We start from the raw sequence: 24,405 nt of genomic DNA on the forward strand, positions 1-24,405 counted from the left end.
AATAGCCCGCAGCATCAATCCTTCTGCCGCGGGCAAATAAAAACCGCAGACAAAAGAAGACACCAATGCCTCTACTGCCTGCGGGGAGTTGCGTATGTCCGACTATTCCGAATTTAATGCGTGCGATAAGCATCGGTTAAGGAAGGACACGAACTCTTCCACAGGCTGAATAAACCATGAACTTTTCCTTGTGTATCACGTACAGGTTGACGTCGTTGTCTCATTGTCATTTTGGTTCAGCCTCCTTTGCTCTTTTTTCTTACTTTGTAAGTATATCCACCAAATTCCATTTTGTAAACATCTTTTTCTAAAAATGGACTGAAATTGTGCAAATCATCGAATGGTTTTGCCCGTTGCTCATGATACCTGCTTCATTTCTTTTCTGGAGCGGTCTTTCTTATGATATGCAATAAAATAAATGAGTCCGACAAATACAGCTCCGCCGATGACATTGCCGATAAAAGCAGGAATGATGTTTCCGATAAACTGCCCCCACGTGAACGAGCCTGCAAAAATGGCAGCAGGGATCACAAACATGTTGGCGACAACGTGCTGAAATCCGATAGCCACAAAAGCCATAATTGGGAACCAGATGCCAAGGATTTTACCTGCTGCGTCTTGGGCGCCGAAAGAAAGCCACACTGCAAGACATACAAGCCAGTTACAGCCGATGCCGGAAACGAGAACCTTTCCAAAGCTCATATCGAGTTTTCCTTGGGCAACGGCAACCGTTTTTTCTAAATAAGGACCTGTTTCAGTCAATCCAACCAAATGCCCGAAAAAGTACGCAACAAACAATGCGCCGATTAAGTTCATAACTGTGACGATTCCCCAGTTAATCGCCAACTCTTTTACTGATATTTTTCTCGAAAATAACGCCATCGCAACTGACATCATATTTCCTGTGATCAGTTCAGCGCCAGCGAGAACGACAAGGATCAGACCGACTGGAAATACTGCTGCACCGATCAAACTGGACAGGCTCCCCCATTCTTTCGGAAGATCACCGATCACCCTGATATCAAGCAAATACCCAAGTGCGATAAATGCACCGCCTAAAAACCCCAGCACAAGCAGTGACGGCAGCGGGAGCTTTATTTTTTTCATCCCTGCTTCTATTGCTGCTTCCGCTATTTCATCCGGTTTTCGAAAAGCCATAATAAAACGCCTCCATACTTCTTCTTTTCTAACAGTTATGCAAGAAAGGCAATAAAAAAGACAGCACTCAAATAACCTGTGTCAAACCAGGCGTTTGAATGCTGCCTAACTTGTATGCATACCCATACAACAATATCAAGCAGTATGTAAGATATTGAAAGAGAATATATACAGTTCGTGCATACATTCCATTGCTTTAGCCTTCTATAACTGTAGCAACATCATATCAAATGTGACAAATTTGTGTCAATGGCAAATATGCTAGCTTTGCACAGCTTCTTTTTGATCATCTATTTTTCGGTCAAAAACAAATACAGATACAGCGATGTTTTCCTCAATTTTAATATCAGAAAACAAATGGACTAGCTTAGCTCCCATAAGTTCCTCCATCCCTTCTGGCGTTTGTTTGGAATAAAGGTCTTGAATCAGGCTTGTCCGAGCCGCATGCACCATCTCTCTTCCTTCAGGCGTACGGGCGATAAACTGCTCGCTTGCACTCAGATTTCCGTATAGCGTTGAAACTGCCATGTTTTCTACAAATACAGTATGAATTCGCTCAGGCCCTTTTCCGAACAATTCTTTGCGAAGCTTTCGAATGATATCATTGAATTCGTGAATTTTTTTAGACATGCTGATTACCCCTTCCGATATTGCCTTATAAAGGCTTTTCCCGGTTCCCCTTAGGACATTTCACTTGGTTAAAATTTTCCTACCATATTGTATTATAATAAATATCACTTTATAATAAAAGCAGTGTTGATGGATTTGTAATAGGATCTTGTTATGAGTCTATCGTTTTATAAAAATCAAGGATTGGTCTGTTAGTAAGACTTGCTAGTGAACTATTCCGCCATGTGTGTTTACACCTTCTTAGAATTAAGGACAGGTGTATCTATACATGGCTTTTTTTGACTTCGTGAAAGAAAGATGGAGGGGAATATGAATATGATGGACGGTAAGTCGATCAGTATCCGTGTAGACGGAACAGAAATTCAAGCACGAGCAGGGGCCACAATTTTAGATATTTTAAATGAAAACGGAATTGAATACCCGCAGATTTGCCACGTACCTGAGGTTGATCCGATTCAAACTTGTGATACTTGCATTGTAGAAGCAAATGGCAAGCTGGTTCGTTCATGCGCGACGGTCGCAGAAAACGGAATGTCAATTGATCTTTCGGGAAATCGAGTGAAAGAAGCGCAAACCGAGGCGATGGACCGCCTTCTTGAAAACCATTTGCTGTATTGTACGGTTTGCGATAACAACAATGGGAACTGTACGCTGCACAATACAGCGGAAATGATGGGGATTGAGCATCAAAAATACCCATATACGCCAAAAGAAGATCCTTCTTGCGCGGTTGATATGTCTCATCCTTTTTACCGCTATGATCCAAACCAATGTATTGCCTGCGGCCAGTGTGTTGAAGTCTGTCAAAACCTTCAGGTAAATGAAACACTCTCAATCGATTGGGAACGCGAACGCCCTCGCGTTATTTGGGATGAGGGAGTTCCGATCAATGAATCTTCTTGTGTCAGCTGCGGTCAGTGTGTCACAGTATGTCCATGTAATGCACTGATGGAAAAATCAATGCTCGGTCAGGCTGGCTTTATGACAGGCATTAAAGAGGACGTTATGGAGCCGATGATTGACCTCGTGAAAAACGTTGAACCGGGATATGGCAGCATTTTTGCCATTTCGGAAGTTGAAGCGGCAATGCGAGAAACGAGAACGAAAAAAACAAAAACTGTATGTACGTTCTGCGGTGTCGGATGTTCTTTTGAAGTATGGACAAAAGGCCGGGATATTCTAAAGATCCAGCCTGTTTCTGATGCTCCGGTTAACGCGATTTCCACATGTGTCAAAGGGAAATTCGGCTGGGATTTCGTCAATTCTGAAGAGCGGATCACAAAGCCTTTAATCCGTAAAAACGGAGCTTTTGTGGAATCTTCTTGGGAAGAGGCCCTCGATCTTGTCGCAAGCAGACTAGGATCAATTAAAGAGCAGTACGGTAAAGGCTCTGTCGGGTTTATCTCTTCATCTAAAATTACGAATGAAGAAAACTACGTCATTCAAAAGCTAGCGCGTCAGGTATTTGAAACAAACAACGTCGATAACTGTTCACGCTACTGTCAGTCTCCTGCCACAGACGGATTGTTCCGCACTGTCGGCATGGGCGGTGACGCCGGCACGATTAAAGATATCGCCAAAGCCGGTCTCGTCATCATCGTCGGCGCCAATCCGGCGGAAGGACATCCAGTGCTCGCAACACGCGTCAAACGGGCACACAAGCTCCACGGTCAAAAACTGATTGTTGCCGACCTGCGTAAAAATGAGATGGCTGAGCGATCTGATCTGTTCATCAGCCCTAAACAAGGCACAGACCAAGTTTGGCTGATGGCTGTTACGAAATATATGATCGACCAAGGCTGGCACGATCAGACGTTTATTGATGAGAACGTCAATTACTTTGAAGATTATAAAGAAACCCTTAAAACGTATACGCTTGATTATGCAGAACGCATCACAGGCCTTTCAAAAGAAAACATCATCCAAATCGCTGAAATGATCCGTGATGCTGACGGCACTTGTGTCCTTTGGGGAATGGGTGTCACACAAAATACAGGCGGTTCTGATACATCAGCAGCCATATCAAACCTGCTTCTCGCTACGGGCAACTATCGCCGTCCGGGTGCAGGCGCTTATCCTCTGCGCGGACACAATAACGTGCAAGGCGCTTGTGATATGGGAACGTTGCCTGGCTGGCTGCCGGGATATCAGCATATTACAGATGACAAAGCCCGCGCTAAATTTGAAGAGGCATACGGTGTCGAGATTGAAGGAAAGCCTGGTTTAGATAATATTCAAATGCTTCATGCCATTGAAGAAGGCAAAATGAAGGCCATGTATCTTGTCGGTGAGGATATGGCACTGGTCGATTCAAACGCGAACCATGTGCATGATATTTTATCAAGCCTTGATTTCTTCGTGGTACAGGACATCTTCCTGTCAAGAACAGCTCAATATGCCGATGTCGTCTTGCCGGCCACTCCTTCACTTGAAAAAGACGGAACATTTACCAACACAGAACGCCGTGTGCAGCGATTGTATCAGGCGCTTCCGACGCTTGGTGACGCAAAGCCGGACTGGTGGATTATTCAAGAGGTGGCAAACCGTTTAGGAGCGAATTGGAATTACAGCCATCCAAGTGACATTTTCTCTGAAATGGCGAGCCTTTCTCCTCTGTTTGCCAAAGCAAGCTATGAGGTGCTAGAAGGCTGGAACAGCTTCCTATGGGGCAGCTTCACAGGTGAAAGCACACCGCTTCTGTATGAAGACGGATTTAATTTCCCTGACAAAAAAGCCCGCTTTGCCCTTTCTGATTGGACTGAGCCAGCGGCATTTCCGGAGGAATATGATCTTCATATCAATAACGGCCGGATGCTGGAGCATTTCCACGAAGGAAACATGACAAATAAATCGAAAGGCATCCAAGCTAAAGTGCCGAATGTATTCGTTGAAATCTCACCTGAGCTTGCACAAGAGCGAGGTGTTTGTGACGGTTCGCTTGTACGCCTCGTTTCTCCGTTCGGAGCAGTCAAATTGAACGCGCTGATCACAGATCGGGTACGGAAAAATGAACTCTATCTGCCAATGAACTCGACAGACAAGGAGTCAGCGATTAACTTCTTGACGGGACCTGCAGCTGATAAACGGACGAACACGCCTGCTTATAAACAGACAAAGGTCCGCATGGAAGTGCTTGGCGGCTGTGAAACAGCGCCGCTTCCAAAAACAAATCCGCGCAACAAAAAACGGCACCCGCAAAACGGAGTCGAAGCAGAAAGAAAATGGAACCGCCCGGGCTATGTCCATCTGACTGATTAACCGATAGGAGGAAAACGAATGGCCACTCCCATTACGACGATCAAAAAAGAAACAAAAACAGCCGAGCAAATGAAGCTTGAAAAAATAGAAGAACTGAAAGAGCTGCTGGCGGAAAACGAGGACGCCGTCTCTAAAACGATGACTTTAATGAATGAACTCAATGATCTAGGAATTTTTGACGCGGCAACAAGCATGCTCAGAGCGAAGGAAGACATTGCCAAGATTGCGCTTGGCCAGGTTTCCCGTGAGCCTGTCACCAACCTCATCAACACGATGATGGCCGCCGGAGGCGCATTGACAAAAGCCGACCCTGAGTTTACAGCAAAGCTTTTAGAAAGCGTAATGGCTGGGACTGAACAGGCACAAAGCTTTTTAAAAGAAGACAAGAAAGTCGGGATTCTCGACCTGTTAAAAGCAATGAACGATCCTGACATCAACAGAGCCGTCGGCTTCGGCCTTCAGTTTTTAAAAGGCATGGGAAAAGAACTTCGAGAAAAATAACAGAAAAACAGCCATCGCGATGATGGCTGTTTTTTATTCGTCGGCTTCTTCCAAACGCTTCTTGTAAATAAGTGAACGGTCAGCGCAAAAGAAGGCACCGGCTAAAAATACGCAATCCGCTAAAAACATAGTCGATTTCTGGCCTAATGTTAAGCCTTGATCAGGGAGAACTGCGCCTATATATAAAAAAGTACTGACTGCAAGCAATGTAAAAGCAAAATGCTTGTAGTCTTCTTTTAAAGATTTCATTCTATTTTTATTCAAAAGAATCACCTGCCAGATTCATAGTATACGACTATTATAATATAATCCGGCGACTTACAGAGAAAGTAATTCTATCCATTTGTTATATATTTTCAAGCGCTTGGCCGATATCTTCCAGCAAATCTTCCGCATCTTCAATTCCCACAGAAATTCTGATCAAGCCGTCCGTAATGCCGAGCTCAAGCCGGCGTTCTCTCGGAATAGAGGCGTGTGTCATTCTAGCCGGAACAGAAATTAAGCTTTCAACCGCCCCCAAGCTTTCAGCAATGGTAAACAGTTTCAGATTTCCTAAAAACGCATCTACCCGTTCTTCACTGCCGATATCAAAGGAGATCATGCCGCCGAAGCCAGATCCTTGCGTTTTTGCAAGCTCATGTCCGGGATGATTTGAAGAACCGGGATAATATAACGTTTGGACAGCAGGGTGATTCTCAAGAAAGCTTGCGATTTTCCGCGCATTTTGATCGATCGCTTCCATTCTGAGTCCCAACGTTTTGATTCCTCTCATCAAAAGCCAGGAATCTTGAGGGCCGAGCACACCGCCTGTGGAGTTTTGCACAAAATGCAGCTCTTCTCCAAGCTCTTTCGAGGCTGTTACAACTAAACCTCCGACGACATCACTGTGTCCGCCAAGATATTTTGTCGCACTATGAAGCACGATATCAGCGCCTAAAGTAAGCGGCTGCTGAAAATAAGGCGTGTTAAAGGTATTGTCTACGATAAGCAGTACTCCTGATTTTTTTGCGATATCCGCCATGAGCGTCAAGTCGGTGATTTTGAGCAACGGGTTTGTCGGTGTCTCAATATAAATGGCTCTTGTGTTAGGACGAATTGCTTTTTCAACTTCTTCTCTGCTGCTCGTATCGACAAATGTTGATTCAATGCCAAGACGGTTAAGCACCTTTGTCATCACGCGGTATGTTCCGCCGTACACATCATCAGTCAACACGACATGATCTCCGCTGTTAAACAGCATCATAACTGCTGTAATGGCAGCCATTCCTGAGCTGAACGCATAGCCTGCTTCCCCGTCTTCCAGCTCTGTCACAAGTGCTTCGAGAGCGGTTCGAGTCGGATTGGCCGTTCTTGAATACTCGTAGCCTGTATGCTGCCCTGCTTTCGGCTGCTTGTACGTGCTTACTTGATAAATGGGCACGGAAACTGCGCCTGTTTTCTCATCACCTGTGATTCCGCCATGTATCATCATTGTTTTTTTCTTCATATCAGATGCCTCCTTCGTATATTTGTTTGCTGATATATCGATCGCTGCTGTCAGGAAATACAGTAACAATGTTAGTTCCCGCGGATGCTTTTTTCGCTTCCTCCAATGCTGCATAAAGCGCTGCACCTGAAGAGCTTCCGATCAGCAGGCCTTCTTTTTCTGCCGCTTCTTTCACAAGTCTAAACGCATTCTCATCTGTTACGGTGTAGATCTCGTCAAAGTGATTCTTATTCATATAATCGGGGATGAACTCCATGCCGATGCCCTCAGTTTTATGAGCATGAGGCTCTCCTCCGTTTAAAATCGAACCCTCCGGTTCAACAATCACCGTTTTGACTGCTGGATTTTTTTCTTTCAAGTAGGAAGCTGTTCCTGCAAACGTGCCCCCTGATCCTGCCCCGGCGACAAACGTATGAATATTCCCGTCAAGCGCTTCCCATATTTCAGGTCCAAGCGTCTTATAGTAAGTCGATGGATTTACTCGGTTTTTAAATTGCAAAACACAATAAGAATTTTCAATCTCAGTCTCCAGCTGCATGGCTTTTTGAATGGCGCCCTGCATTCCGTCCTCACGCGGGGTATGAATGATTGATGCTCCAAGCGCCTGCATAATTTGCTGCTTCTCTGTGCTGAAATGTTCCGGGACACAGAAAATCGCTTTGAGCCCATATTTTCTGGCACTTAGCGCAAGGCCGATCCCTGTATTGCCTGCCGTCGCTTCTATAATCACTCCGCCGGGCTTCACCTTGCCTGAATCGAGCGCGTCACGAATCAGCATATCTCCCAGTCTGTCTTTGATGCTTCCGCCGGGATTCATCATTTCAAGCTTGGCATACACCGCGACTCCTTCTGGAACATCAAAGTTCTTTAAGCGGAGAAGCGGTGTATTCCCAATCAGCTCGGTAATGTCCGTAATCACTGTCATGTATGTCCTCCTCCTTATTAGAGGTTGTTTTTAGAAAAACGGAGGAGAACATGCCTCCGTTTTAATGAATTCGTTTGATCACCTTTAACACAAGCTCTGTTGAATTGACAGCCGCCTGCTCTAAAAATTGGTCAAATGAAACATGTGATTCTTTTCCTGCGATATCTGATAACGCTCTGATGACGACAAACGGCGTTTTAAATTGATGGCACACCTGAGCCACTGCCGCAGCCTCCATTTCAACCGCGTATAGATCAGAAAATCTCGCACGCACCTCTTCAACCCGCTTCGGATCGTTCATAAAAGAATCGCCTGTTGCAATCGTTCCTTTTGCAACCTGAATGCCGTCAAGTTCGGAAACCGCTTCTTCCGTGATGCTGATCAGCTTTTCATCCGCCGGATAAGCAGCCGGAAGACCTGGCACTTGCCCGTATTCATAGTCAAAAGCCGTTACGTCTACATCGTGGTGGCGAACGTCAGTGGAAATGACGACATCTCCTACATTCAATGTATGATGAAATCCGCCCGCTGAGCCTGTGTTAATCACATAATCAGGCTTGTAACGGTCAAGCAAAAGCGTCGTGCTGATAGCAGCATTCACTTTTCCAATTCCTGATTTTAGAAGAATCACTTCAGTTCCTTCATATTCGCCAGTTGTAAATTCACAGTGTGCGATTGTTTCTGTTTTTGCATTTTCAAGTTTGTTTCTTAGGATGGTAACTTCCTCTTCCATTGCTCCGATGACTGCTAGTTTCATCTATTCACATTCCCTTCATTTTACCGTTTGATCGCCTCCATTATCCACACGAAGTCGTTTTGCTGAGTGAATTGGACTGCAAAACTTTCAGCTGTAAACATCTCTTTCAACGCATCCAATGTAGGATAATGTTCTGTCTCTAAATCATTTGCAAGCTGATAGAAGCCTTGAGAACGGGCTTTATCGATAGCCTGTTGATACGCTTGCGCATCTTCAAAGACGGTATCGGCAAACACTATTTTATCATGCAAATGAAGGTATTTGCCATATTGCTTTATGGCGGCCCGCTTTTCTTCGTCGGTTAAATGATGAAAAGCGTATGAACTGACAATGGTATCAGCCTGAAATGGCGGCTTAGGGAATGTCAAGAAGTCTCCGTCTACGATTTCCGTTCTGCCTGAAAGCTTGTCAGAAGCCAGTTTACGCATTGCTGGAGAAGGTTCGATTCCAAATACAGTTTTGCCCGCATCAAGCAGCTTTGCTGTTAAATTCCCGGTCCCCGGGCCAAATTCTAACACGTGCATTCCAGATTTGCTGACGATGGCATCAAGGATATGATCGTAGCCTCTGAACGCTTCTTTATACTGAATATCAAAGCCTTGTACTGTTTGATCATAAGTTGCTGCCCAATCTTCAAAGAGAGGGATAAATTCACGTCCCATATTTGTCACACTCCATATTTAATAATTCCTATAAGTATACTATGAATTAACGATGGAACAGTTCCTATCATACCACATCTTCTGAAAAGCAGGTACTAAAACACTTTGTGTATTTTATGCCATCTCATATTGCGCAAAGACTGCAAAAAAGCTTATACTTCATATGACTTGTGAAAGCTGGAGGGTCAAGACATGAATTTTCAATTAGATCTGATTAAAGACAAAGTGGAATTTTTTGAAGCGGCTTCATTGCAGGAGCTTGAAAAGAAAATTAATACACAAATTGAAAACAATAAAGCCATCATGCTCCGGGTGAAATCTGTTTCACACCAAACTGCTGTGGCAGAAGGAAGAATATTGTATAGCGCGGTGGTTCATTTCGCAGCAGAAGCCTAAAACAAAAGCAGCCGGTTATAGCCCGGCTGCTTTTGTTTATTTTAGCTTTTCTACTTTTGTCGGCTTCCAGCCTTTTTTATCAACCCATGTAATCGTGACTTGATATTTATTCCCAGTCGCCTTGTCTAAAATCTTGCCTTTGGCGTCCTGAGGGCTGCCGTTATTTCCGAGCCAGAGCACCGTCATGTTATCTGTTGAGACACCTGTTGCATATGAAATGGCTTTTAGCATCTCAGCCCAGTCTTGTGAGCTTGAATCATAAGTAGCGGCATGCTCGCCTGTCTGCTCAGTTCCGACTGCTTTCCAGTCAGAATTTTCATACGTTTTTTCCACATCGCTTGATGAGCCGCCTTCTGTAACTTTTGCATCTTTAAGCCCGTCACCTGCTGTATCTGAGTCAGAGTCATCTTTTTTAGAAGAAGAATCATCTTTTTTTGAATCTGAATCAGCATCTGAAGACTTCTCAGAATCCTTTTCGCTGTCAGAAGTATCTTTCTTGCTGTCTTTTATATCCTCATCCGATTTCTTTTCCGTCTTTCCTGAAGCCGGAGATTCTTGTTTTTGTGTCGTTTCAGAATCCTTGCTGACATCTTTGCTAGAAGGACTGTTAATGAAGAGATTCGCTGCTACTACGACAATTAGTATGGATACGATTGCGATTAAAATGTTAAGCACTAAATTGGCTTTTCTGCGCTTATCACGGTTTTCATAACGAGATTGATTATTGCTCAATAATTCTGCACTCCTTTATCCCTCTTGGCTCAGCATATATTTTAACATGTGCTGAGAAGTTGTTCTATTTCTGATTGATTTCAATTTCGTGTACTTTTTTAACAATATCATAAAACACTGAATTTGTCAGAGCCTTATCTCCCGGTGTATCCATGTGTAAAACAACAAGAGCGTATTTCGGCTTATCCGCGGGAAAGTATCCGGCAAACCATTTTTCATAAAGCGTTTCTTTCTCTTTTGAAAGCTTGCCTGTCTGGGCTGTGCCCGACTTCCCTGCTACAGTATACGGAAGATCTTGAAACCTTCTGCCCGTTCCGGAAGGAGATTCTACCACCCGCCGCAGCATTTTTTGAAGCTGCTGTGACGTATATTTGTCTATCGTTTCTCCTTTAAGCTTCTGATCTTTAAACGTAACGAGCGTTGTGCCATTCTTATACTCAATTTGTTCGGCAATTTTCACCTGCCGTTTTTCTCCGCCGCGGGCGATTGTCGCCATCATATTGGCTACCTCGAGCGGCGTTACCTTTACATTTTTCTGCCCGATCGCTGTTTGCGCAATGGCTTTTTTGACTGATTTGTCTTTTTCATCCCCCCATATCACGCCGCTTTTTTCGTTATACAGCTGACGGAAATCGGTTTCGTGGTACAGCTTTCCCTCCCAGCCTGCCCGATCAGTGAGAGCCAGCTTCTCAGACATATATTCAATAACCGAGCTGTCTTTTTTCATTAATTGTTCTGCAAGACTCGTAAATGTGTAATTGCAGCTTTGGGCAAAACTTTCATCAAAAGACAAGGTTCCTTTGTCGTCCCCCGGTTCCCCGTACAGGTTTAAATTGCAATTAAAGGTTTGGCTCGGCTTCACCGTATTATTTTCGATTGCTGCCGCTGCAATAACTGTTTTAAAAACTGATCCGGGATAGATTGGCGTCAGCATATAATTTTGAAGTGTGTTTTGCCGGGACACATCCGCATTAGGTTTGCTTACAATACCCAAAACGCTGCTATTTTCGATGTCCAGCAGCACAGCTCCTCCTTTTTTCAGCCCCTGTTCATCCAATACCTCCTCCATCGCTTTTTGAATGCTTTGATCGATCGTTGTTTTGACCTGGAGCGGATAAAATGTATTGGCTTCAGCTGTATATTTGACGTCCATGCCAAACAAAGGGTTTCCCTTTCCGTCCACATGATATAAAAGCTTTGTGTCTTGTTCCGGAAGCAAAAATTCATCAAATGTCCGTTCTAAACCGGTTGTTCCGATTTCTGTCGTAATCGGAAGGTTCTCCTTGTCAGGATATTTCTTTCGGAGCAGCGCCGGATCTTGATTCGTGCTCCCTATTGTATGTGAAGCAAGGCTTGGCTTGTCTTCATTCTCCATATATACGCCGTAAATGCCGGGATATTTCAAAGAATTGATTTTTGTGATAGATTGTTTTGAAAGTGTTTTGATTTTCTTTTGCTGCAAAATGACCGGTTTTTTTGCCTTACCTAGTGTCTGGCGCAAATCGTCTTCAGACATGCCGAGGATGTCCGCAACTTTTTTGATCGGCCAATCCTGTGTCAGCAGAAAAGGGAACAAAACAACCGCAGGCTCGCTTTGGCCTGTCAGCGCCCGCCCGTTCCGATCTAAAAAAGAGCCTCTTCCATCAGAAATGAGCACTTCCTCCGTTCGCTGTTTCACACTTTCTTGGATCAAATTGATTTTCTTTTTAGAAAATGATTCTGTGAAGAACAGCTGGATTTCCGCAAGCCTCAGCAGAAGCAGAAAAAATACAATCAAAAAAGCGATGACTGCCAGCTTCATTCGTTTCGATATCATCATAAAAAAACACCTCACCCACATTGTGGACGAGGTGTTTCGCTGCTAAACAGATATTATGAAATTTTCACAATTTTCACGAGCATTTCTCCGCCCGGTGTTTGAACTGTGACTTCTTCGTCTACTTTTTTGCCTAAAAGGCTTTTTGCGATCGGTGAATCGTTTGAGATTTTCCCTTCAAACGGATCAGCTTCAGCGCTTCCGACGATCGTATATGATTCTTCGTCGCCGTCAGGCAGTTCGACGAAAGTGACGGTTTTACCCAAGCCGACTACGTTAGATCCGCCGTCATCTTCAATGATTTTCGCATTGCGAATCATATTTTCAAGAGTCGTCACGCGGCCCTCTACAAATGCCTGCTCTTCTTTCGCTGAATCGTATTCAGAGTTCTCGGAAAGGTCTCCGAAGCTTCTCGCAATTTTGATGCGCTCTACTACTTCTTTTCGTTTAACCGTTTTCAAATATTCTAATTCTTGTTCAAGTTTCTGTTTTCCTTCTGCAGTCATAGGAAAAACTTTCTCTTGTGCCATGTCCCTTCACTCCTTCTGGTTGTCCCTCAACATCTTCGATTATGTATGAGAGCATAAACTAAAAAATACAAGAATGAGAACACAGGGCAGTCCTCGTTCTTCTCTCCCATATAGGTACTGTTTATCTTAAACTGAATCTTGTCGTTCTGCAAATATTTCGCGTTTATAAACAGGGAAAGAAGGGAATTCGCACATTCCCTTCCTGCCTATACATAATATGGTCAGAGTTATTTATGTCTATGCTATGGTATTACAAAATCGCGTTTTGTTCAAGAATGGTTTGAATTTTTGTGACCATCAGATCAATTGCGACGTGATTCTGTCCGCCTTCCGGGATAATAATATCAGCGTATCGTTTGGTCGGCTCGACGAATTGATTATGCATCGGGCGGACCACTGACACATATTGTTCAATGACAGAATCAATAGAGCGTCCGCGCTCATTAATATCCCTCATAATCCGTCTGATGATACGCAAGTCAGCGTCCGTATCAACGTAAAGCTTGATATCCATCAGATCACGAAGCCTTTTGTCTTCAAGCACAAGAATGCCTTCAAGGATAATAACATCCTTTGGCTCTACGTGAACCGTTTCTTCTGAACGTGTGTGCAGCTTATAATCATAGATCGGCTTTTCAATCGGGCGATAATTCAATAGATCCTGAATATGCTCGATTAAATAGTCATTATCAAACGCAAGCGGATGATCATAGTTTGTGTTCAGCCTTTCTTCAAACGGAAGATGGCTTTGGTCTTTATAATAAAGGTCCTGCTGGATCATTAAAATCGAGTGTCCTTTAAATTGTTCATAAATGGACCGTGTGACACTCGTTTTTCCTGAACCGGAACCTCCTGCGATTCCAATGACTACTGGATTCTTACCCATGGGCTGTTACTTCCCCTTTCTCATCATGTTGCTCGGATAAATCTTTTTGTCTAGTTTGAATTTGACAATTTGCAGGGGATGGCGGGCAGCATCTAGCTCATTTCCGTCTTCGTCCCAAATGGTTTCAATCGTATGTGTAAAGTTTTCGATTTCCGGACCGAAAAATTCCACTTCGTCGCCTTTTTTGAAGAAATTGCGCTGCTGAAGCGTGACCATTTGTGTGTCTTCATCATAATTCAGCACTAAGCCGACAAAATCATATGTCGTTTTTTTGGCGTGCTCGCCGAACATTTGCTCTTCATAGCCTGGCGTTCCTTCAAAGAAAGCTGTCGCAGTGTCCCGGTTGGCGCACTTATCAAGCTCTTCAAGCCATTCTTTTTGAATCACAAAGTTTTCTGGATCAGCGCAATAAGCATCGATTACTTTGCGGTATACGCTGACAACAGTTGCTACATAGTGAATGGATTTCATGCGGCCTTCAATCTTTAAGCTGTCTATTCCCATTTCGATCATTTTCGGAATGGATTCAATCAGCTTCAAATCTTTCGGGCTCATCGCAAATGGTGCATCTTCTTCACCATACAAAGCAACGGCGTTGGCACCGTCTGTTTGGTAGAGATCATAATCCCAGCGGCATGACTGGCAGCAGCCTCCGCGGTTGGAATCCCGCGCTGTCATGTGATTGCTCAGCACGCAGCGGCCGGAATATGCAATACACATTGCGCCGTGAATGAAGGATTCGATTTCGATATCTACCTTTTCTTTCATTTCTCTGATTTCAAGAGCGCTTGTTTCACGTGCCAGCACGACGCGATCAAGACCTTCTTCCTTCCAGAACTGGACAGCCTTCCAGTTTGAAAGAGACTGCTGTGTGCTCAAGTGAACCTCAACATTCGGCGCCACTCTGCGGCATGTTTCGATAATAAGCGGATCCGCCACAATGATGCCGGCAACGTTGGCATCTCCAAGCGCTTTTAGATAGTCTTCAAGCCCGTCCATGTTTTCATTATGAGCGAAAATATTCGTTGTTACATAAATCTTCGCGCCATATTTCTTCGCGAATTCAACGCCTTCTGCGATTTCTTCGATCGTAAAGTTATCGGCATTCGAGCGCAGCCCGTATTCCTGTCCTCCGATAAAGACCGCGTCCGCTCCGTAATGAACAGCGATTTTCAGCTTTTCAAGATTACCCGCAGGTGCGAGAAGCTCCGGCTTTTTCGTAATCACACGCTTACCATTGACGATTGTGGATATTTTATCATTTACGGCAGTCATAGCTTAACCTCCTTTTGATTAATAAACCGTTTCCTTGAAGAAGAATCCGGTATCGATTTTTCTGTTCACTGGCTGGATGCTTTCAATGCGTTCAATCCAGTCTTCTTTTTTCGCTTCGTATTCGTCACGGTCTTCCACGCACAAATCAATTGCTTCTCTGTACATTTTGGTGACTTCTATTAAGTATTCAGGCGTTTTCAGGACACCGTCAATTTTGAAGGAATCAATTCCGGCATCTATCAATTCCTCGAGCTCATCAATGATGCACACATCGTTCGGGCTCATAATATGAGTGCCGTTTTCATCTTCGAAAATCGGATATTTATTATCACGTTCTTTATCGTGCAAAAACATGCCAGATTCTTTTTTCTTTCTTTCAATGTCCATGACTTTGCCTTGATATTCAAAATAGTTTCCAATCAGAGAACGCTTCGATTGGAACATGCACGTCATTCCATGCACCTGGATTTCAATTTCGACTTCAGCATTTTCTTTCATTTCGACAATGCTATCCATGTTTAATTCTCTGGCAAGCACAGAACGCGCCGCGCCCTTGCGCCCCCAGTAGTTGCATGTATAGTAGTTGGTGCCTGTTGTTTCTGTACTCCAATGAAGCTTCAGATCAGGCGCAGATTCACGGGCAGCCATCAGCACGGCAGGATCGCCGAATACCGCTGCATCGACACCGGCTTCCGCTAAGAAAGCCAGATATTCGCCAAGCTCACCCACTTTATCGTTATGGAAAATTGCATTTACAGCAACATATACTTTTGCCCCTTCTTTGTGGGCAATCTCTACGGCTTTCGTTACATCTTCACAAGAAAACTCTCCGGCCAATCTCAAGCCGTATCTCTGTTCCCCAACTAAAAACGCAGTTGCTCCCGCCTGTATGAGCGGCAAAATGTCAGCCGTACTTGTCGGCGTCACTAAGAGCTCTGGTTTTTTCATGACGTTCACCTCTTCTTTTTACTAATCGCAAGTCCGTCCCCGACAGGAACAATCGCAGTTTGGTAATCCGGATGATTCATCAGCCAATGATTATATTCATCAATTTTTGTTATAAGCCTGCGCCTTCTCTTCGGTTCTATTTTGCTGTAATCCTCTGCCACCAGACCTTTAAACAGCACGTTGTCCGTTAAAATCACCCCGTCCGGTGAAAGCATCGGTTCATATAAATGAAAAAAGTTTTGATACTGACCTTTTGCAGCGTCAATAAAAATGACATCGTAAGGCGCAGTTACATGAACGGCGTCAGCTAATTCAAGCGCATCTCCGTAAAAAACATGAATCCGGTCATCAAGCTGAAATTCCTTGATATTGTTTACCGCTTCTTCGTGCCGTTTCTCATTGCGTTCAATTGTATATATTTCAGCAGACGGCAGCTCCAGCGCCATTCGAATGGCAGAATAACCAATGGCCGTTCCGATTTCTAGTATTTTTTTCGGCTGTTTCAGAGACAAAATTTGAAGCAGCACCTCCATGCCCGCTTTTTCCATGATCGGGACATGATGTTCTTCTGCATATGCTTCAAGCTTCTTCACGTTATCCGGCCGAGGCTTTAATAATGCTTCTATATAGTCATTTATTTGTTCATACCGGTCAGTCACTACAAACAGCCTCCCGTTCTAAAAAGGAGTGCCCCAGTCTTATGCACAGGACACTCTCTGAATACATCATGATACATCGGTAAACAACCCGATATATTTTATCATAAAACCTTGCGGAAAGCGAACAAAAGGAGAGCTTTTTGCTCTCCTTTTATTTCGCATTTTTTGAGGAAATGTATTTTTCTTTTGCTTTATTATGCTCTTTTAGCGTTTTTGTGAATACGACCTCACCATTTGATTTGGCCAAGAAATACAGATAGTCCGTTTTATCCGGATGCAGCGCCGCTTCCCATGACGACATGCCGGCATTGGCGATCGGCCCTGGCGTCAGTCCTGTGTTTTTATACGTATTGTATGGTGAATCGATTTCCAGATCCTTATAAAGAACCCGATCTTTATGCTTGCCTGCCGCGTACAGGACGGTCGGATCTGTTTGGAGCGGCATTTTCTTTTTCAGGCGGTTATAAAAGACGCTCGCAATTTTATGGCGGTCGGCTTTTTCTGTCGCTTCTTCTTCAATTAAAGAAGCCATCGTCAGCAGCTTATGCACAGAAAGTTTGTTTTTCTTCATTTCTGATTTATATGTTTCCACATAAGAATTTGTCTGCTTGATCATTGCCTTGATAATGTCTTCAAGTGATGTGTTCGGATCGTTAAAAGGGTATGTAGCCGGGAATAGGTACCCTTCAAGCGGGTGCTTAATGTTTTGATTGAAAACATCGTTTGTCACAGTGTCCGGGAATTCTTTCTTCAGCTGATTGATAAATGTTTCATCGTCCAGCTTCGCTATGACTTGTTTTTTCGAGTATTTCGTTTCATCAGCAATAGCAGCTGCGATTTGGGTCAGCTGTGCTCCCTCAGTCACTGTGATTTGAAAAGCGTAGCCTGTAGCCCCGCTTGTCAGCTTCTGAATAATGGCATCTAAATCCATTCCTTTATTCAGATGATAGAATCCGGCCTGAAACCCGGAAGCACCTTTATATTTCACATAGTACTGAAATGCCTTCTCGCTTTTTATGACATCATTTTTCTTTAATATCGATGCGATGGCTGAAACAGACGAACCGCTCGGAATGTTAATATTCACTGCCGTTTTACTGTCATTTTCAACAGGTTCAAGCAATGATTTCCCATATAAAAATGCCCCGCCAATGATGAGAAACAGCACAACAATGGAAGACAGTATGATTCTTTTTTTATTAAAAAACGATTTTTTTTGCTGATTGATATACATTAGGTCTCCTCCCATCAGCTCTTATACTACATGATTCATTGTATTTCGGCAATTTATTACAAAAAGAGGCCTGCATCAAGCAGAAAAAAACCGGAGCAGTATAGCTCCGGCTTTGGTTTGGCACGATGACTTATTCTTCGTCTTCGTCCGCTAGGAATGTGTTTAGTGTTTCTTCGATCATATCCCATTCTTCGTCAGTTTCAATCGGGAATAGCTCACCGTTTTCACCGTCTTCGTTTGGCGTGAAGCTGGAAGCAAGAATTTCTACTTCTTCGTCATCTTTTGATTCGATTGGGTAGTACAATACATAAGACTTGCCAAACTCTTCGTTTTCAAATGTAAACAGCACTTCACAAAGCTGTTCATTTCCTTGCTCGTCAACAATTGTAATATTTTTTTCGCCGTGTTCCATTTTTTTCACCTCTGGCTTTAATTTAAGCTGTCGAGATATCCTTGTAAAATCATGACAGCCGCCATCTTATCAATGACTTTTTTTCGTTTTTGCCTGCTTACGTCAGCTGCAATCAGCATTTTTTCAGCCGCCATTGTGGTAAGACGCTCGTCCCACAGCACAACAGGAACATTGTACGTTGTTTCAAGCACTTTAGCAAATGTTTGGCTGGCTTCGCCTCTCGGGCCGACTGTTCCGTTCATGTTCTTAGGAAAGCCGAGCACGATTTTATCTATAGTATAGTCCTTTATCAGCTCAGATAAACGAGATAAACCATAATCGCCTTCCGCTTCATTTATCTTTATGGTCTCAATGCCTTGAGCAGTCCAGCCCATTTCATCGCTCAGAGCTACACCGAGTGTTTTGGTTCCTAAATCGAGTCCTAATATTCTCATTCTTTATTTACGCCTCTTTATGCTGTTCTAAATAAGACTTCACCAATTCCTCGATTAATTCGTCTCTTTCAAGTTTGCGAATTAAATTGCGAGCGTCACGATGCCTAGGAATATAAGCGGGATCACCTGACAGCAAGTATCCGACAATCTGGTTGATTGGATTGTAGCCCTTTTCCTGAAGCGCGTCATACACAGTAATCAGCACCTCATTTACGTTAGTCTCAGCAGAATCATCGGAGAAATTAAATTTCATCGTTTTATCAAACGAGCTCACCGTTTTGCACCTCTTTCCCAAATTCGCAGGCAAAGTTCAGCCTGGGGTCCTAATCTTACCATCATTCTACACTACATGGGCGAATTATAAAACGGATTTCACCCAATCTTCTACAGAAGCCAAAGCTTCTTCTAGTTTTTCCGGCTGTTTGCCGCCTGCCTGCGCCATGTCCGGACGGCCTCCGCCGCCTCCGCCGCAAACTTCCGCAGCTTGTTTAACCAGCTTGCCGGCATGAAGGCCTTTCTCAATAAGGTCCTTTGTGACTCCGGCAGAAATATTTACTTTATCGTTTTGTACCGCACCAAGCACAATCACCGCAGAGCCAATCTTTGCTTTGAGTTCATCAACCATTGTGCGGAGATGGTTCATGTCTTTTGCATTAACTTTTTCCGCAAGCACGTTTACGCCGCCAACTTCTTTTACTTTCGACAGGATCGCTCCTGCTTCCACATTGCCTAGTTTCGCAAGAAGAGATTCATTTTCTCTTTGTGCTTCCTTCAGCTCAGCCTGCAGAGCCGCGACCCGTTTCGGCACCTCTTTGATATTTGTTTTCAGCTCGTCAGCAGTCTGCTTCAATACAGAAATCTGGCTGTTCATTTCGACGTAAGCGCCTTGCCCCGTCACAGCTTCAATCCGTCTTGTGCCTGCCCCGATTCCAGATTCAGAAACGATTTTAAACAAGCCGATTTCTGCTGTATTTCTGACATGGCAGCCGCCGCACAGCTCTAAACTGTAATCCCCAACTTGAACGACACGGACAATATCGCCATATTTTTCGCCGAACAGAGCCATCGCACCCATTTCTTTTGCCTCAGCGATCGGTTTCAAATCAATATTGACCGGGATGCTCGCCCAAATTTTTTCGTTTACGATTCTTTCAATTTGGTCAAGCTCTTCTTTTGTCACTTGGCCAAAGTGTGAGAAGTCAAAACGAAGACGGTTTTCAGTTACAAGAGAGCCCGCCTGATTGACATGAGTTCCAAGAACATCTTTTAGAGCCTGATGCAATAAATGCGTTGCTGTGTGGTTTTTAATGACGCCGCTTCTCATATGGTCTTCAACTTCAGCAGTAACATGCAAGCCTTTTTGAACAGTACCGCTCTCCACAACACCTTCATGCACATGCTGGCCGTTCGGCGCTTTTTGGACATCTTTAATTCTCACAACTGCCTGCTCGCTGCGGAGATAGCCTTTGTCGCCGATTTGACCTCCGCTTTCTGCATAGAACGGTGTTTCATCAAGAATGAATTGAATGCTTTCGCCTTCATGAGCCTCTTCGATTAATTGGCCGTACTGAAGAAGCACAATGACATTGGCATCAGCTTTGGTTTGAGAATAGCCGACAAATGTACTTTCATCGGTCACGTCGCGCAATGCGCCGCCCTGCACCTGCATGCTGCCGACATCCTGGCGGGCGTTTCTTGCCCGTTCACGCTGCTGGTTCATTTCTTCCTCAAAGCCTTCATGGTCAACCGTCATGTTCTCGTCTTCTGCGTATTCTTCAGTCAGTTCAACAGGGAATCCATACGTATCATACAGTTTAAACACATCAGCACCTGAGATGACGCTGCTGCCCTTGTCTTTTTCTTTTTTGATCATTTCTGACAGGATCGCAAGCCCTTCATTAAGAGTCTCATGGAACCGTTCTTCCTCGGTTTTAATGACTTTTGCGATGAAATCCGCTTTTTCTTTCACTTCAGGATAGAAATCAGCCATGATTTCTGCGACAACCGGCACTAAATCAAACATGAACGGACGGTGGATGTTGATCGTTTTGGCATAACGGACGGCACGGCGCAATAAGCGTCTTAATACATAGCCGCGGCCTTCATTTGACGGCAGCGCCCCGTCACTGACAGCAAAGGCAACTGTTCTGATATGGTCGGCAATCACTTTAAACGCAGTGTCCTTCACATTGTCTTTGCCGTATGTTTCACCAGAAATCGATTCTGTTGCTTTGATGATCGGAACAAACAAATCAGTATCAAAGTTTGTCGGAACATTCTGGATGACAGATACCATTCTTTCAAGTCCCATGCCTGTATCAATGTTCTTTTTCGGAAGCGGTGTGTACGTGCCGTCAGGATTATGGTTGAACTCTGAGAATACAAGGTTCCATACTTCTAAGTAACGGTCGTTTTCTCCGCCTGGGTAAAGCTCCGGATCTTCTGGATCATTACCATATGCTTCACCGCGGTCGTAGAAAATCTCCGTGTTCGGTCCGCTCGGCCCTTCACCGATATCCCAGAAGTTCCCTTCCAGACGGATGATTCTTTCTTCAGGAATACCGATTTTTTTCGCCCAAAACTCATACGCTTCTTCATCCTCAGGATGAACCGTAACTGAGAGAAGTTCTTTGTCGAAGCCGATCCACTTATCGCTCGTTAAAAACTCCCAAGCCCATGTAATGGCTTCTTCTTTAAAATAATCGCCGATGGAAAAGTTTCCGAGCATTTCAAAGAAAGTATGATGGCGCGCAGTTTTACCTACGTTTTCTATATCGTTTGTTCTGATCGCTTTTTGAGCGTTTACGATTCTTGGATTTTCCGGAACAACACGGCCGTCAAAATATTTTTTCAGCGTCGCAACACCGCTGTTGATCCAAAGCAGTGAGGGATCCTCATGAGGCACTAATGACGCGCTTGGCTCTACCGCATGCCCTTTTTCTTTAAAGAAATCCAAAAACATTTGACGCACTTCCGCAGAAGTTAAGTGTTTCATTGTATTTCCTCCTCTATAAAAATCGAAATTCTCTTCAGTGACAGCAAAAAAGCCCTCCCCCTATGCAAACCAACGTTTACACAGGGACGAGAGCTGTCTCGCGGTACCACCCTGATTACGGGCTTCATTCGCCCGTCACCTTAAACCCTGTAACGCAGGATGTGCGGCAGTGATTAACTGCACTCAGGATTAGCTTCCTCCGATCTTCTGCTAAAGCTCCTTTCAGCTTATGGAGCTTCTCTCTTTAACAGGGCTTCGGCGTACTCAGATCCGTCACTCGAGATTCGTATGTATTCTACGAGAAATTATAGACAAGCGGCACGCCAATGTCAATGCTCTGTCCTCATCCGCAAAAAATGGATCATCATCACTTTTAAAACAGCCGTCGCAGGAACAGCCAGAATCATCCCGACGATTCCCGCAAGCTCCCCTCCGGCGAGGAGCGCAAGCATGATTACGACCGGATGCATTTTAAGGCTTCTGCCGACAATGAACGGACTAAGGATATTGCCTTCCATAAACTGCAGAATAAACACCGTAATCACCACAACAAGAACCGCCTTCACTGAGATTGTCATCGCAATTAACAATGCAGGAACAGCTCCAATGAAAGGGCCAAAATACGGAATGACATTCGTGATCCCAGAGATAAGGCCGAGTATCAGCGGATACGGAAGCCCAAATACCCAGAACGTAAAGCCGGCAATCACGCCGAGAATCAAGCAGACCAAAAGCTGCCCGCGGATGTAATCTCCAAGAGAGTCATCCACATCGCGCAAAAAGGCGCTGCCTCGCTTTCTCCACGACTTCGGAGTCAGGTACCATACCGTCTTTTTCATTAGCTCAATGTCCTTTACCATATAAAACACAAGAAAAGGGATCGTTGCCGCAATTAAGAAATAATCAAGCACGTTTCGGATTCCGCTGATCGCACCCTCGATCGTTCCAGCAAAAAACGCCTCCGCCTGGCTGATCATTTTATCTATACGGTGATGCATACCATCAGGCCAATCATCCGTATGATTATGCACATGAAGAAGGAGCCCGTTATACGTTTCGGCAAACATCGGTATATTTTCTGACAACTCCGTCAGCTGCACGATGAGAACAGGCACCCCCTTATACAGCGCCCAGCCAATCCCGCCAAAAAAAAGAACATAAATCACCAAGATGCTCAAAGTCCTAGGCAATCCTTTGCCATGCAGCCATTCCGTGACCGGAAGCAATAAATAAGATATAAAAATGGAAATAATCAAAGGAATAAAGATCGTTTTTATGACGTACCAAAAGGGTGTCCATAACATATCAAGCATAAAAAAGACGTAGACTGTTAACAGAACCAGCAAACAAATGGCCACCCATAACAAAAGCTGCACCGGTTTTTGAAGCATCTGCTTTCACCTCACCTATATCTTTTGAGGTTTACACAGAATTATTCTTTTATGTTTTCAGCCAGTCATAAGTTGTGGACATTTTTTCAGATCGTTTAGTGTGTTTTTAAATCCGCTATGCTATCTGAAATTACAGAAGCGGCTGATAGAAGCGTCGTGTTCCACCGGGCTGAGCTACACTGACTTTGTTCTTTTCATGCCGCAAGCGCTTCGCTGCATGGTTCCGCCCATTAGATACATCGCTTGCTGTTGTGATTGCTCTGCCCGAACTGATCAGACGGTGGTTATTTTTTTCGATCTTTTTACTTACGGCACTTATGTATGTGGCAGTCAATTACTTCCTTTCAATCGCAGCAAGGCGCCTTGAGGCACGGCAAACATAGAAAAGGATACTCTTTAGAGAGTATCCTTTTTGCATTAAAACATTTTCATCATTCTTCTTCTCATCCGCTTCATGCTTCGATTATTCAGCATGTCAGATTGAGTCGCCATTCGGTACACGAGAGCTCCGGCTCCCATTGCCAAAAGAGAAGTCATCGTCCGATTCATCCTGCGCATCTCCTTTCATGATTAAAAATTGATGCTGCGTTCATCCTCAGAAAACAAATCATCCAAGCTGCTTAACGTTCCGTCTTCTTCCACCTGATGAGTTGCAATTTTCCCTTTCGCCACAGTCAGCTCAATAAAACAGCCCCAGCAATAATATTGGTTCACGCCGATTTTCCCGATATCCTTACTTTTGCAATTCGGGCATATAAGCATATCTCACACCTCTATCCGTTCAGAACGATCTCGTCTTTCCGCACCTCGACAAGCGAATCCGCTCTTTGGATCTGGCGCTTGCTTCCCGCCAGGTCAGAAAAGAAACCGTCCGAGAGTTCATATGCTACGATTATGCCCCTGTCCAAACAAAAGTATACATCTTCCAGCATCCCCAATATATCCCCCTCTTGCGATTTCACAAGCTTCATTTTCATCTGTTCGTATGTGAAGCATGATTTCGGAAGAGGCAGAAGCTGTTCTGAACTGACCGAAGCCAATATGCGGTCATCAAGAACGGAAGAGATATCACACGCCCGTAATAGCGCATGATGATGATGCAAAAACCGTTTTTGTGCAAGAATAAACCCGAGACAATCTCCCTGCAGAGAAAAACAAATATCAGAAATTGTCCCGAGATAACAAGAAGTTCGTTCTGAGTATACTGGGAATCCTTCTACTTCATGGCATGTTCTCAAAGTGTGATCAACCACCTTTTGTTGAACAGGCTTAGGTTTTGCTTTGCGCCTTAGACTCATACGATGAAATCAATTCCACTGC

At 44.2% G+C, this 24,405-nt stretch carries 26 protein-coding genes and 1 pseudogene; 4 read left to right on the top strand and 23 right to left on the bottom strand.

Annotated elements, in window-relative coordinates:
- Positions 1-357 precede the first annotated feature (357 nt).
- Positions 358-1,158, bottom strand: a complete 801-nt coding sequence (locus MY9_RS13450) for a formate/nitrite transporter family protein (protein ID WP_014664780.1) — start codon at positions 1,156-1,158, stop codon at positions 358-360.
- Positions 1,159-1,419: 261 nt separating this feature from the next.
- A complete protein-coding gene (locus MY9_RS13455; RefSeq protein WP_014664781.1) occupies positions 1,420-1,788 on the bottom strand; it encodes a DUF2294 domain-containing protein in 369 nt (122 codons plus the stop codon).
- 315 nt (positions 1,789-2,103) lie between these two features.
- Here MY9_RS13455 and fdhF point away from each other — a divergent pair, with 315 nt between their 5' ends.
- Both fdhF and MY9_RS13465 read left to right on the top strand, forming a co-directional pair.
- The gene (gene fdhF, locus MY9_RS13460; RefSeq protein ID WP_081483682.1) at positions 2,104-5,046 is read left to right on the top strand and encodes a formate dehydrogenase subunit alpha; all 2,943 of its coding nucleotides are present in this window, start codon (positions 2,104-2,106) and stop codon (positions 5,044-5,046) included.
- An 18-nt stretch (positions 5,047-5,064) separates the two neighbouring features.
- Entirely contained in the window at positions 5,065-5,547 is a 483-nt protein-coding gene (locus tag MY9_RS13465) for a DUF1641 domain-containing protein (protein ID WP_014664782.1), read from the top strand.
- 33 nt (positions 5,548-5,580) lie between these two features.
- On the opposite strand, the gene MY9_RS13470 is transcribed toward MY9_RS13465, so the two are convergent.
- The 5 genes from MY9_RS13470 to MY9_RS13490 form a co-directional block, all read right to left on the bottom strand.
- Complete coding sequence (locus MY9_RS13470; protein WP_003237358.1) at positions 5,581-5,811, bottom strand: YrhC family protein; 231 nt, start codon at positions 5,809-5,811, stop codon at positions 5,581-5,583.
- Between the two features lie 82 nt (positions 5,812-5,893).
- Positions 5,894-7,033 (bottom strand): bifunctional cystathionine gamma-lyase/homocysteine desulfhydrase, encoded by a 1,140-nt coding sequence (locus MY9_RS13475; protein WP_014664783.1) that lies wholly within the window; start codon positions 7,031-7,033, stop codon positions 5,894-5,896.
- 1 nt (position 7,034) lies between these two features.
- The gene (locus tag MY9_RS13480; RefSeq protein WP_014664784.1) at positions 7,035-7,958 is read right to left on the bottom strand and encodes an O-acetylserine dependent cystathionine beta-synthase; all 924 of its coding nucleotides are present in this window, start codon (positions 7,956-7,958) and stop codon (positions 7,035-7,037) included.
- 61 nt (positions 7,959-8,019) lie between these two features.
- Positions 8,020-8,715, bottom strand: a complete 696-nt coding sequence (gene mtnN / locus MY9_RS13485; protein WP_014664785.1) for a 5'-methylthioadenosine/S-adenosylhomocysteine nucleosidase — start codon at positions 8,713-8,715, stop codon at positions 8,020-8,022.
- Between the two features lie 20 nt (positions 8,716-8,735).
- Positions 8,736-9,377: a class I SAM-dependent DNA methyltransferase gene (locus tag MY9_RS13490; protein WP_014664786.1), complete on the bottom strand. Its 642-nt coding sequence runs from the start codon at positions 9,375-9,377 to the stop codon at positions 8,736-8,738.
- 192 nt (positions 9,378-9,569) lie between these two features.
- On the opposite strand from MY9_RS13490, the gene MY9_RS13495 reads away from it, so the two are divergent.
- A complete protein-coding gene (locus MY9_RS13495; protein WP_014477495.1) occupies positions 9,570-9,773 on the top strand; it encodes a YrzA family protein in 204 nt (67 codons plus the stop codon).
- Between the two features lie 36 nt (positions 9,774-9,809).
- Here MY9_RS13495 and MY9_RS13500 read toward each other — a convergent pair whose 3' ends face one another.
- From MY9_RS13500 to MY9_RS13560, 13 genes are all read right to left on the bottom strand, one after another.
- Complete coding sequence (locus tag MY9_RS13500) at positions 9,810-10,505, bottom strand: YrrS family protein (protein ID WP_014664787.1); 696 nt, start codon at positions 10,503-10,505, stop codon at positions 9,810-9,812.
- 64 nt (positions 10,506-10,569) lie between these two features.
- A complete protein-coding gene (locus tag MY9_RS13505) occupies positions 10,570-12,324 on the bottom strand; it encodes a peptidoglycan D,D-transpeptidase FtsI family protein (protein WP_014664788.1) in 1,755 nt (584 codons plus the stop codon).
- A gap of 53 nt (positions 12,325-12,377) precedes the next feature.
- Positions 12,378-12,851: a transcription elongation factor GreA gene (gene greA, locus MY9_RS13510; RefSeq protein ID WP_004399078.1), complete on the bottom strand. Its 474-nt coding sequence runs from the start codon at positions 12,849-12,851 to the stop codon at positions 12,378-12,380.
- A 250-nt stretch (positions 12,852-13,101) separates the two neighbouring features.
- Entirely contained in the window at positions 13,102-13,737 is a 636-nt protein-coding gene (gene udk / locus MY9_RS13515; RefSeq protein ID WP_003225916.1) for a uridine kinase, read from the bottom strand.
- A gap of 6 nt (positions 13,738-13,743) precedes the next feature.
- Entirely contained in the window at positions 13,744-15,012 is a 1,269-nt protein-coding gene (locus MY9_RS13520; protein WP_003229802.1) for a peptidase U32 family protein, read from the bottom strand.
- A gap of 18 nt (positions 15,013-15,030) precedes the next feature.
- The gene (locus MY9_RS13525; RefSeq protein ID WP_014664789.1) at positions 15,031-15,960 is read right to left on the bottom strand and encodes a peptidase U32 family protein; all 930 of its coding nucleotides are present in this window, start codon (positions 15,958-15,960) and stop codon (positions 15,031-15,033) included.
- A 5-nt stretch (positions 15,961-15,965) separates the two neighbouring features.
- Positions 15,966-16,619, bottom strand: coding sequence for an O-methyltransferase (locus tag MY9_RS13530; RefSeq protein ID WP_014664790.1), 654 nt, complete (start codon positions 16,617-16,619; stop codon positions 15,966-15,968).
- Between the two features lie 151 nt (positions 16,620-16,770).
- The gene (gene mltG, locus MY9_RS13535) at positions 16,771-17,853 is read right to left on the bottom strand and encodes an endolytic transglycosylase MltG (RefSeq protein ID WP_014664791.1); all 1,083 of its coding nucleotides are present in this window, start codon (positions 17,851-17,853) and stop codon (positions 16,771-16,773) included.
- Between the two features lie 130 nt (positions 17,854-17,983).
- Complete coding sequence (locus MY9_RS13540; RefSeq protein ID WP_014664792.1) at positions 17,984-18,265, bottom strand: DUF1292 domain-containing protein; 282 nt, start codon at positions 18,263-18,265, stop codon at positions 17,984-17,986.
- Between the two features lie 17 nt (positions 18,266-18,282).
- Positions 18,283-18,699, bottom strand: a complete 417-nt coding sequence (gene ruvX / locus MY9_RS13545) for a Holliday junction resolvase RuvX (protein WP_003229795.1) — start codon at positions 18,697-18,699, stop codon at positions 18,283-18,285.
- 7 nt (positions 18,700-18,706) lie between these two features.
- Positions 18,707-18,973 carry an IreB family regulatory phosphoprotein gene (locus MY9_RS13550; protein ID WP_003225903.1) on the bottom strand — a complete coding sequence of 89 codons (267 nt, stop codon included), beginning with the start codon at positions 18,971-18,973 and terminating at the stop codon, positions 18,707-18,709.
- Between the two features lie 84 nt (positions 18,974-19,057).
- Complete coding sequence (alaS, locus tag MY9_RS13555; protein WP_014664794.1) at positions 19,058-21,694, bottom strand: alanine--tRNA ligase; 2,637 nt, start codon at positions 21,692-21,694, stop codon at positions 19,058-19,060.
- Between the two features lie 329 nt (positions 21,695-22,023).
- Complete coding sequence (locus MY9_RS13560; protein ID WP_014664795.1) at positions 22,024-23,085, bottom strand: AI-2E family transporter; 1,062 nt, start codon at positions 23,083-23,085, stop codon at positions 22,024-22,026.
- Positions 23,086-23,187: 102 nt separating this feature from the next.
- On the opposite strand from MY9_RS13560, the pseudogene MY9_RS21955 reads away from it, so the two are divergent.
- A pseudogene (locus MY9_RS21955) lies at positions 23,188-23,468 on the top strand (amino acid ABC transporter permease); the annotation flags it as partial.
- 34 nt (positions 23,469-23,502) lie between these two features.
- Here MY9_RS21955 and MY9_RS13570 read toward each other — a convergent pair.
- From MY9_RS13570 to MY9_RS13580, 3 genes are read right to left on the bottom strand one after another with little or no spacing between them, the layout of a single operon-like run.
- Positions 23,503-23,634: a DUF3918 family protein gene (locus MY9_RS13570; protein WP_014664797.1), complete on the bottom strand. Its 132-nt coding sequence runs from the start codon at positions 23,632-23,634 to the stop codon at positions 23,503-23,505.
- 21 nt (positions 23,635-23,655) lie between these two features.
- Positions 23,656-23,847, bottom strand: a complete 192-nt coding sequence (locus MY9_RS13575; RefSeq protein WP_003225893.1) for a hypothetical protein — start codon at positions 23,845-23,847, stop codon at positions 23,656-23,658.
- Positions 23,848-23,858: 11 nt separating this feature from the next.
- Positions 23,859-24,383, bottom strand: coding sequence for a PRC-barrel domain-containing protein (locus tag MY9_RS13580; RefSeq protein ID WP_081483633.1), 525 nt, complete (start codon positions 24,381-24,383; stop codon positions 23,859-23,861).
- Positions 24,384-24,405: the final 22 nt, after the last annotated feature.

This window comes from Bacillus sp. JS (assembly GCF_000259365.1).
In the GTDB taxonomy this organism is placed as follows: Bacteria; Bacillota; Bacilli; order Bacillales; family Bacillaceae; genus Bacillus; species Bacillus stercoris.

Excerpts from the sequence above, each read along its gene's own strand:
- fdhF (WP_081483682.1), top strand. The coding sequence starts at position 2,104 with ATGATGGACGGTAAGTCGATCAGTATCCGTGTAGACGGAACAGAAATT.
- MY9_RS13505 (WP_014664788.1), bottom strand. The coding sequence starts at position 12,324 with ATGATGATATCGAAACGAATGAAGCTGGCAGTCATCGCTTTTTTGATT.
- mtnN (WP_014664785.1), bottom strand. The coding sequence starts at position 8,715 with ATGAAACTAGCAGTCATCGGAGCAATGGAAGAGGAAGTTACCATCCTA.
- MY9_RS13490 (WP_014664786.1), bottom strand. The coding sequence starts at position 9,377 with ATGGGACGTGAATTTATCCCTCTCTTTGAAGATTGGGCAGCAACTTAT.
- greA (WP_004399078.1), bottom strand. The coding sequence starts at position 12,851 with ATGGCACAAGAGAAAGTTTTTCCTATGACTGCAGAAGGAAAACAGAAA.
- MY9_RS13560 (WP_014664795.1), bottom strand. The coding sequence starts at position 23,085 with ATGCTTCAAAAACCGGTGCAGCTTTTGTTATGGGTGGCCATTTGTTTG.
- MY9_RS13475 (WP_014664783.1), bottom strand. The coding sequence starts at position 7,033 with ATGAAGAAAAAAACAATGATGATACATGGCGGAATCACAGGTGATGAG.
- alaS (WP_014664794.1), bottom strand. The coding sequence starts at position 21,694 with ATGAAACACTTAACTTCTGCGGAAGTGCGTCAAATGTTTTTGGATTTC.
- udk (WP_003225916.1), bottom strand. The coding sequence starts at position 13,737 with ATGGGTAAGAATCCAGTAGTCATTGGAATCGCAGGAGGTTCCGGTTCA.
- MY9_RS13580 (WP_081483633.1), bottom strand. The coding sequence starts at position 24,383 with ATGAGTCTAAGGCGCAAAGCAAAACCTAAGCCTGTTCAACAAAAGGTG.
- MY9_RS13525 (WP_014664789.1), bottom strand. The coding sequence starts at position 15,960 with ATGAAAAAACCAGAGCTCTTAGTGACGCCGACAAGTACGGCTGACATT.
- MY9_RS13450 (WP_014664780.1), bottom strand. The coding sequence starts at position 1,158 with ATGGCTTTTCGAAAACCGGATGAAATAGCGGAAGCAGCAATAGAAGCA.
- MY9_RS13540 (WP_014664792.1), bottom strand. The coding sequence starts at position 18,265 with ATGGAACACGGCGAAAAAAATATTACAATTGTTGACGAGCAAGGAAAT.
- MY9_RS13455 (WP_014664781.1), bottom strand. The coding sequence starts at position 1,788 with ATGTCTAAAAAAATTCACGAATTCAATGATATCATTCGAAAGCTTCGC.
- MY9_RS13480 (WP_014664784.1), bottom strand. The coding sequence starts at position 7,958 with ATGACAGTGATTACGGACATTACCGAGCTGATTGGGAATACACCGCTT.
- MY9_RS13575 (WP_003225893.1), bottom strand. The coding sequence starts at position 23,847 with ATGCTTATATGCCCGAATTGCAAAAGTAAGGATATCGGGAAAATCGGC.
- mltG (WP_014664791.1), bottom strand. The coding sequence starts at position 17,853 with ATGTATATCAATCAGCAAAAAAAATCGTTTTTTAATAAAAAAAGAATC.
- ruvX (WP_003229795.1), bottom strand. The coding sequence starts at position 18,699 with ATGAGAATATTAGGACTCGATTTAGGAACCAAAACACTCGGTGTAGCT.
- MY9_RS13570 (WP_014664797.1), bottom strand. The coding sequence starts at position 23,634 with ATGAATCGGACGATGACTTCTCTTTTGGCAATGGGAGCCGGAGCTCTC.
- MY9_RS13520 (WP_003229802.1), bottom strand. The coding sequence starts at position 15,012 with ATGACTGCCGTAAATGATAAAATATCCACAATCGTCAATGGTAAGCGT.
- MY9_RS13495 (WP_014477495.1), top strand. The coding sequence starts at position 9,570 with ATGAATTTTCAATTAGATCTGATTAAAGACAAAGTGGAATTTTTTGAA.
- MY9_RS13465 (WP_014664782.1), top strand. The coding sequence starts at position 5,065 with ATGGCCACTCCCATTACGACGATCAAAAAAGAAACAAAAACAGCCGAG.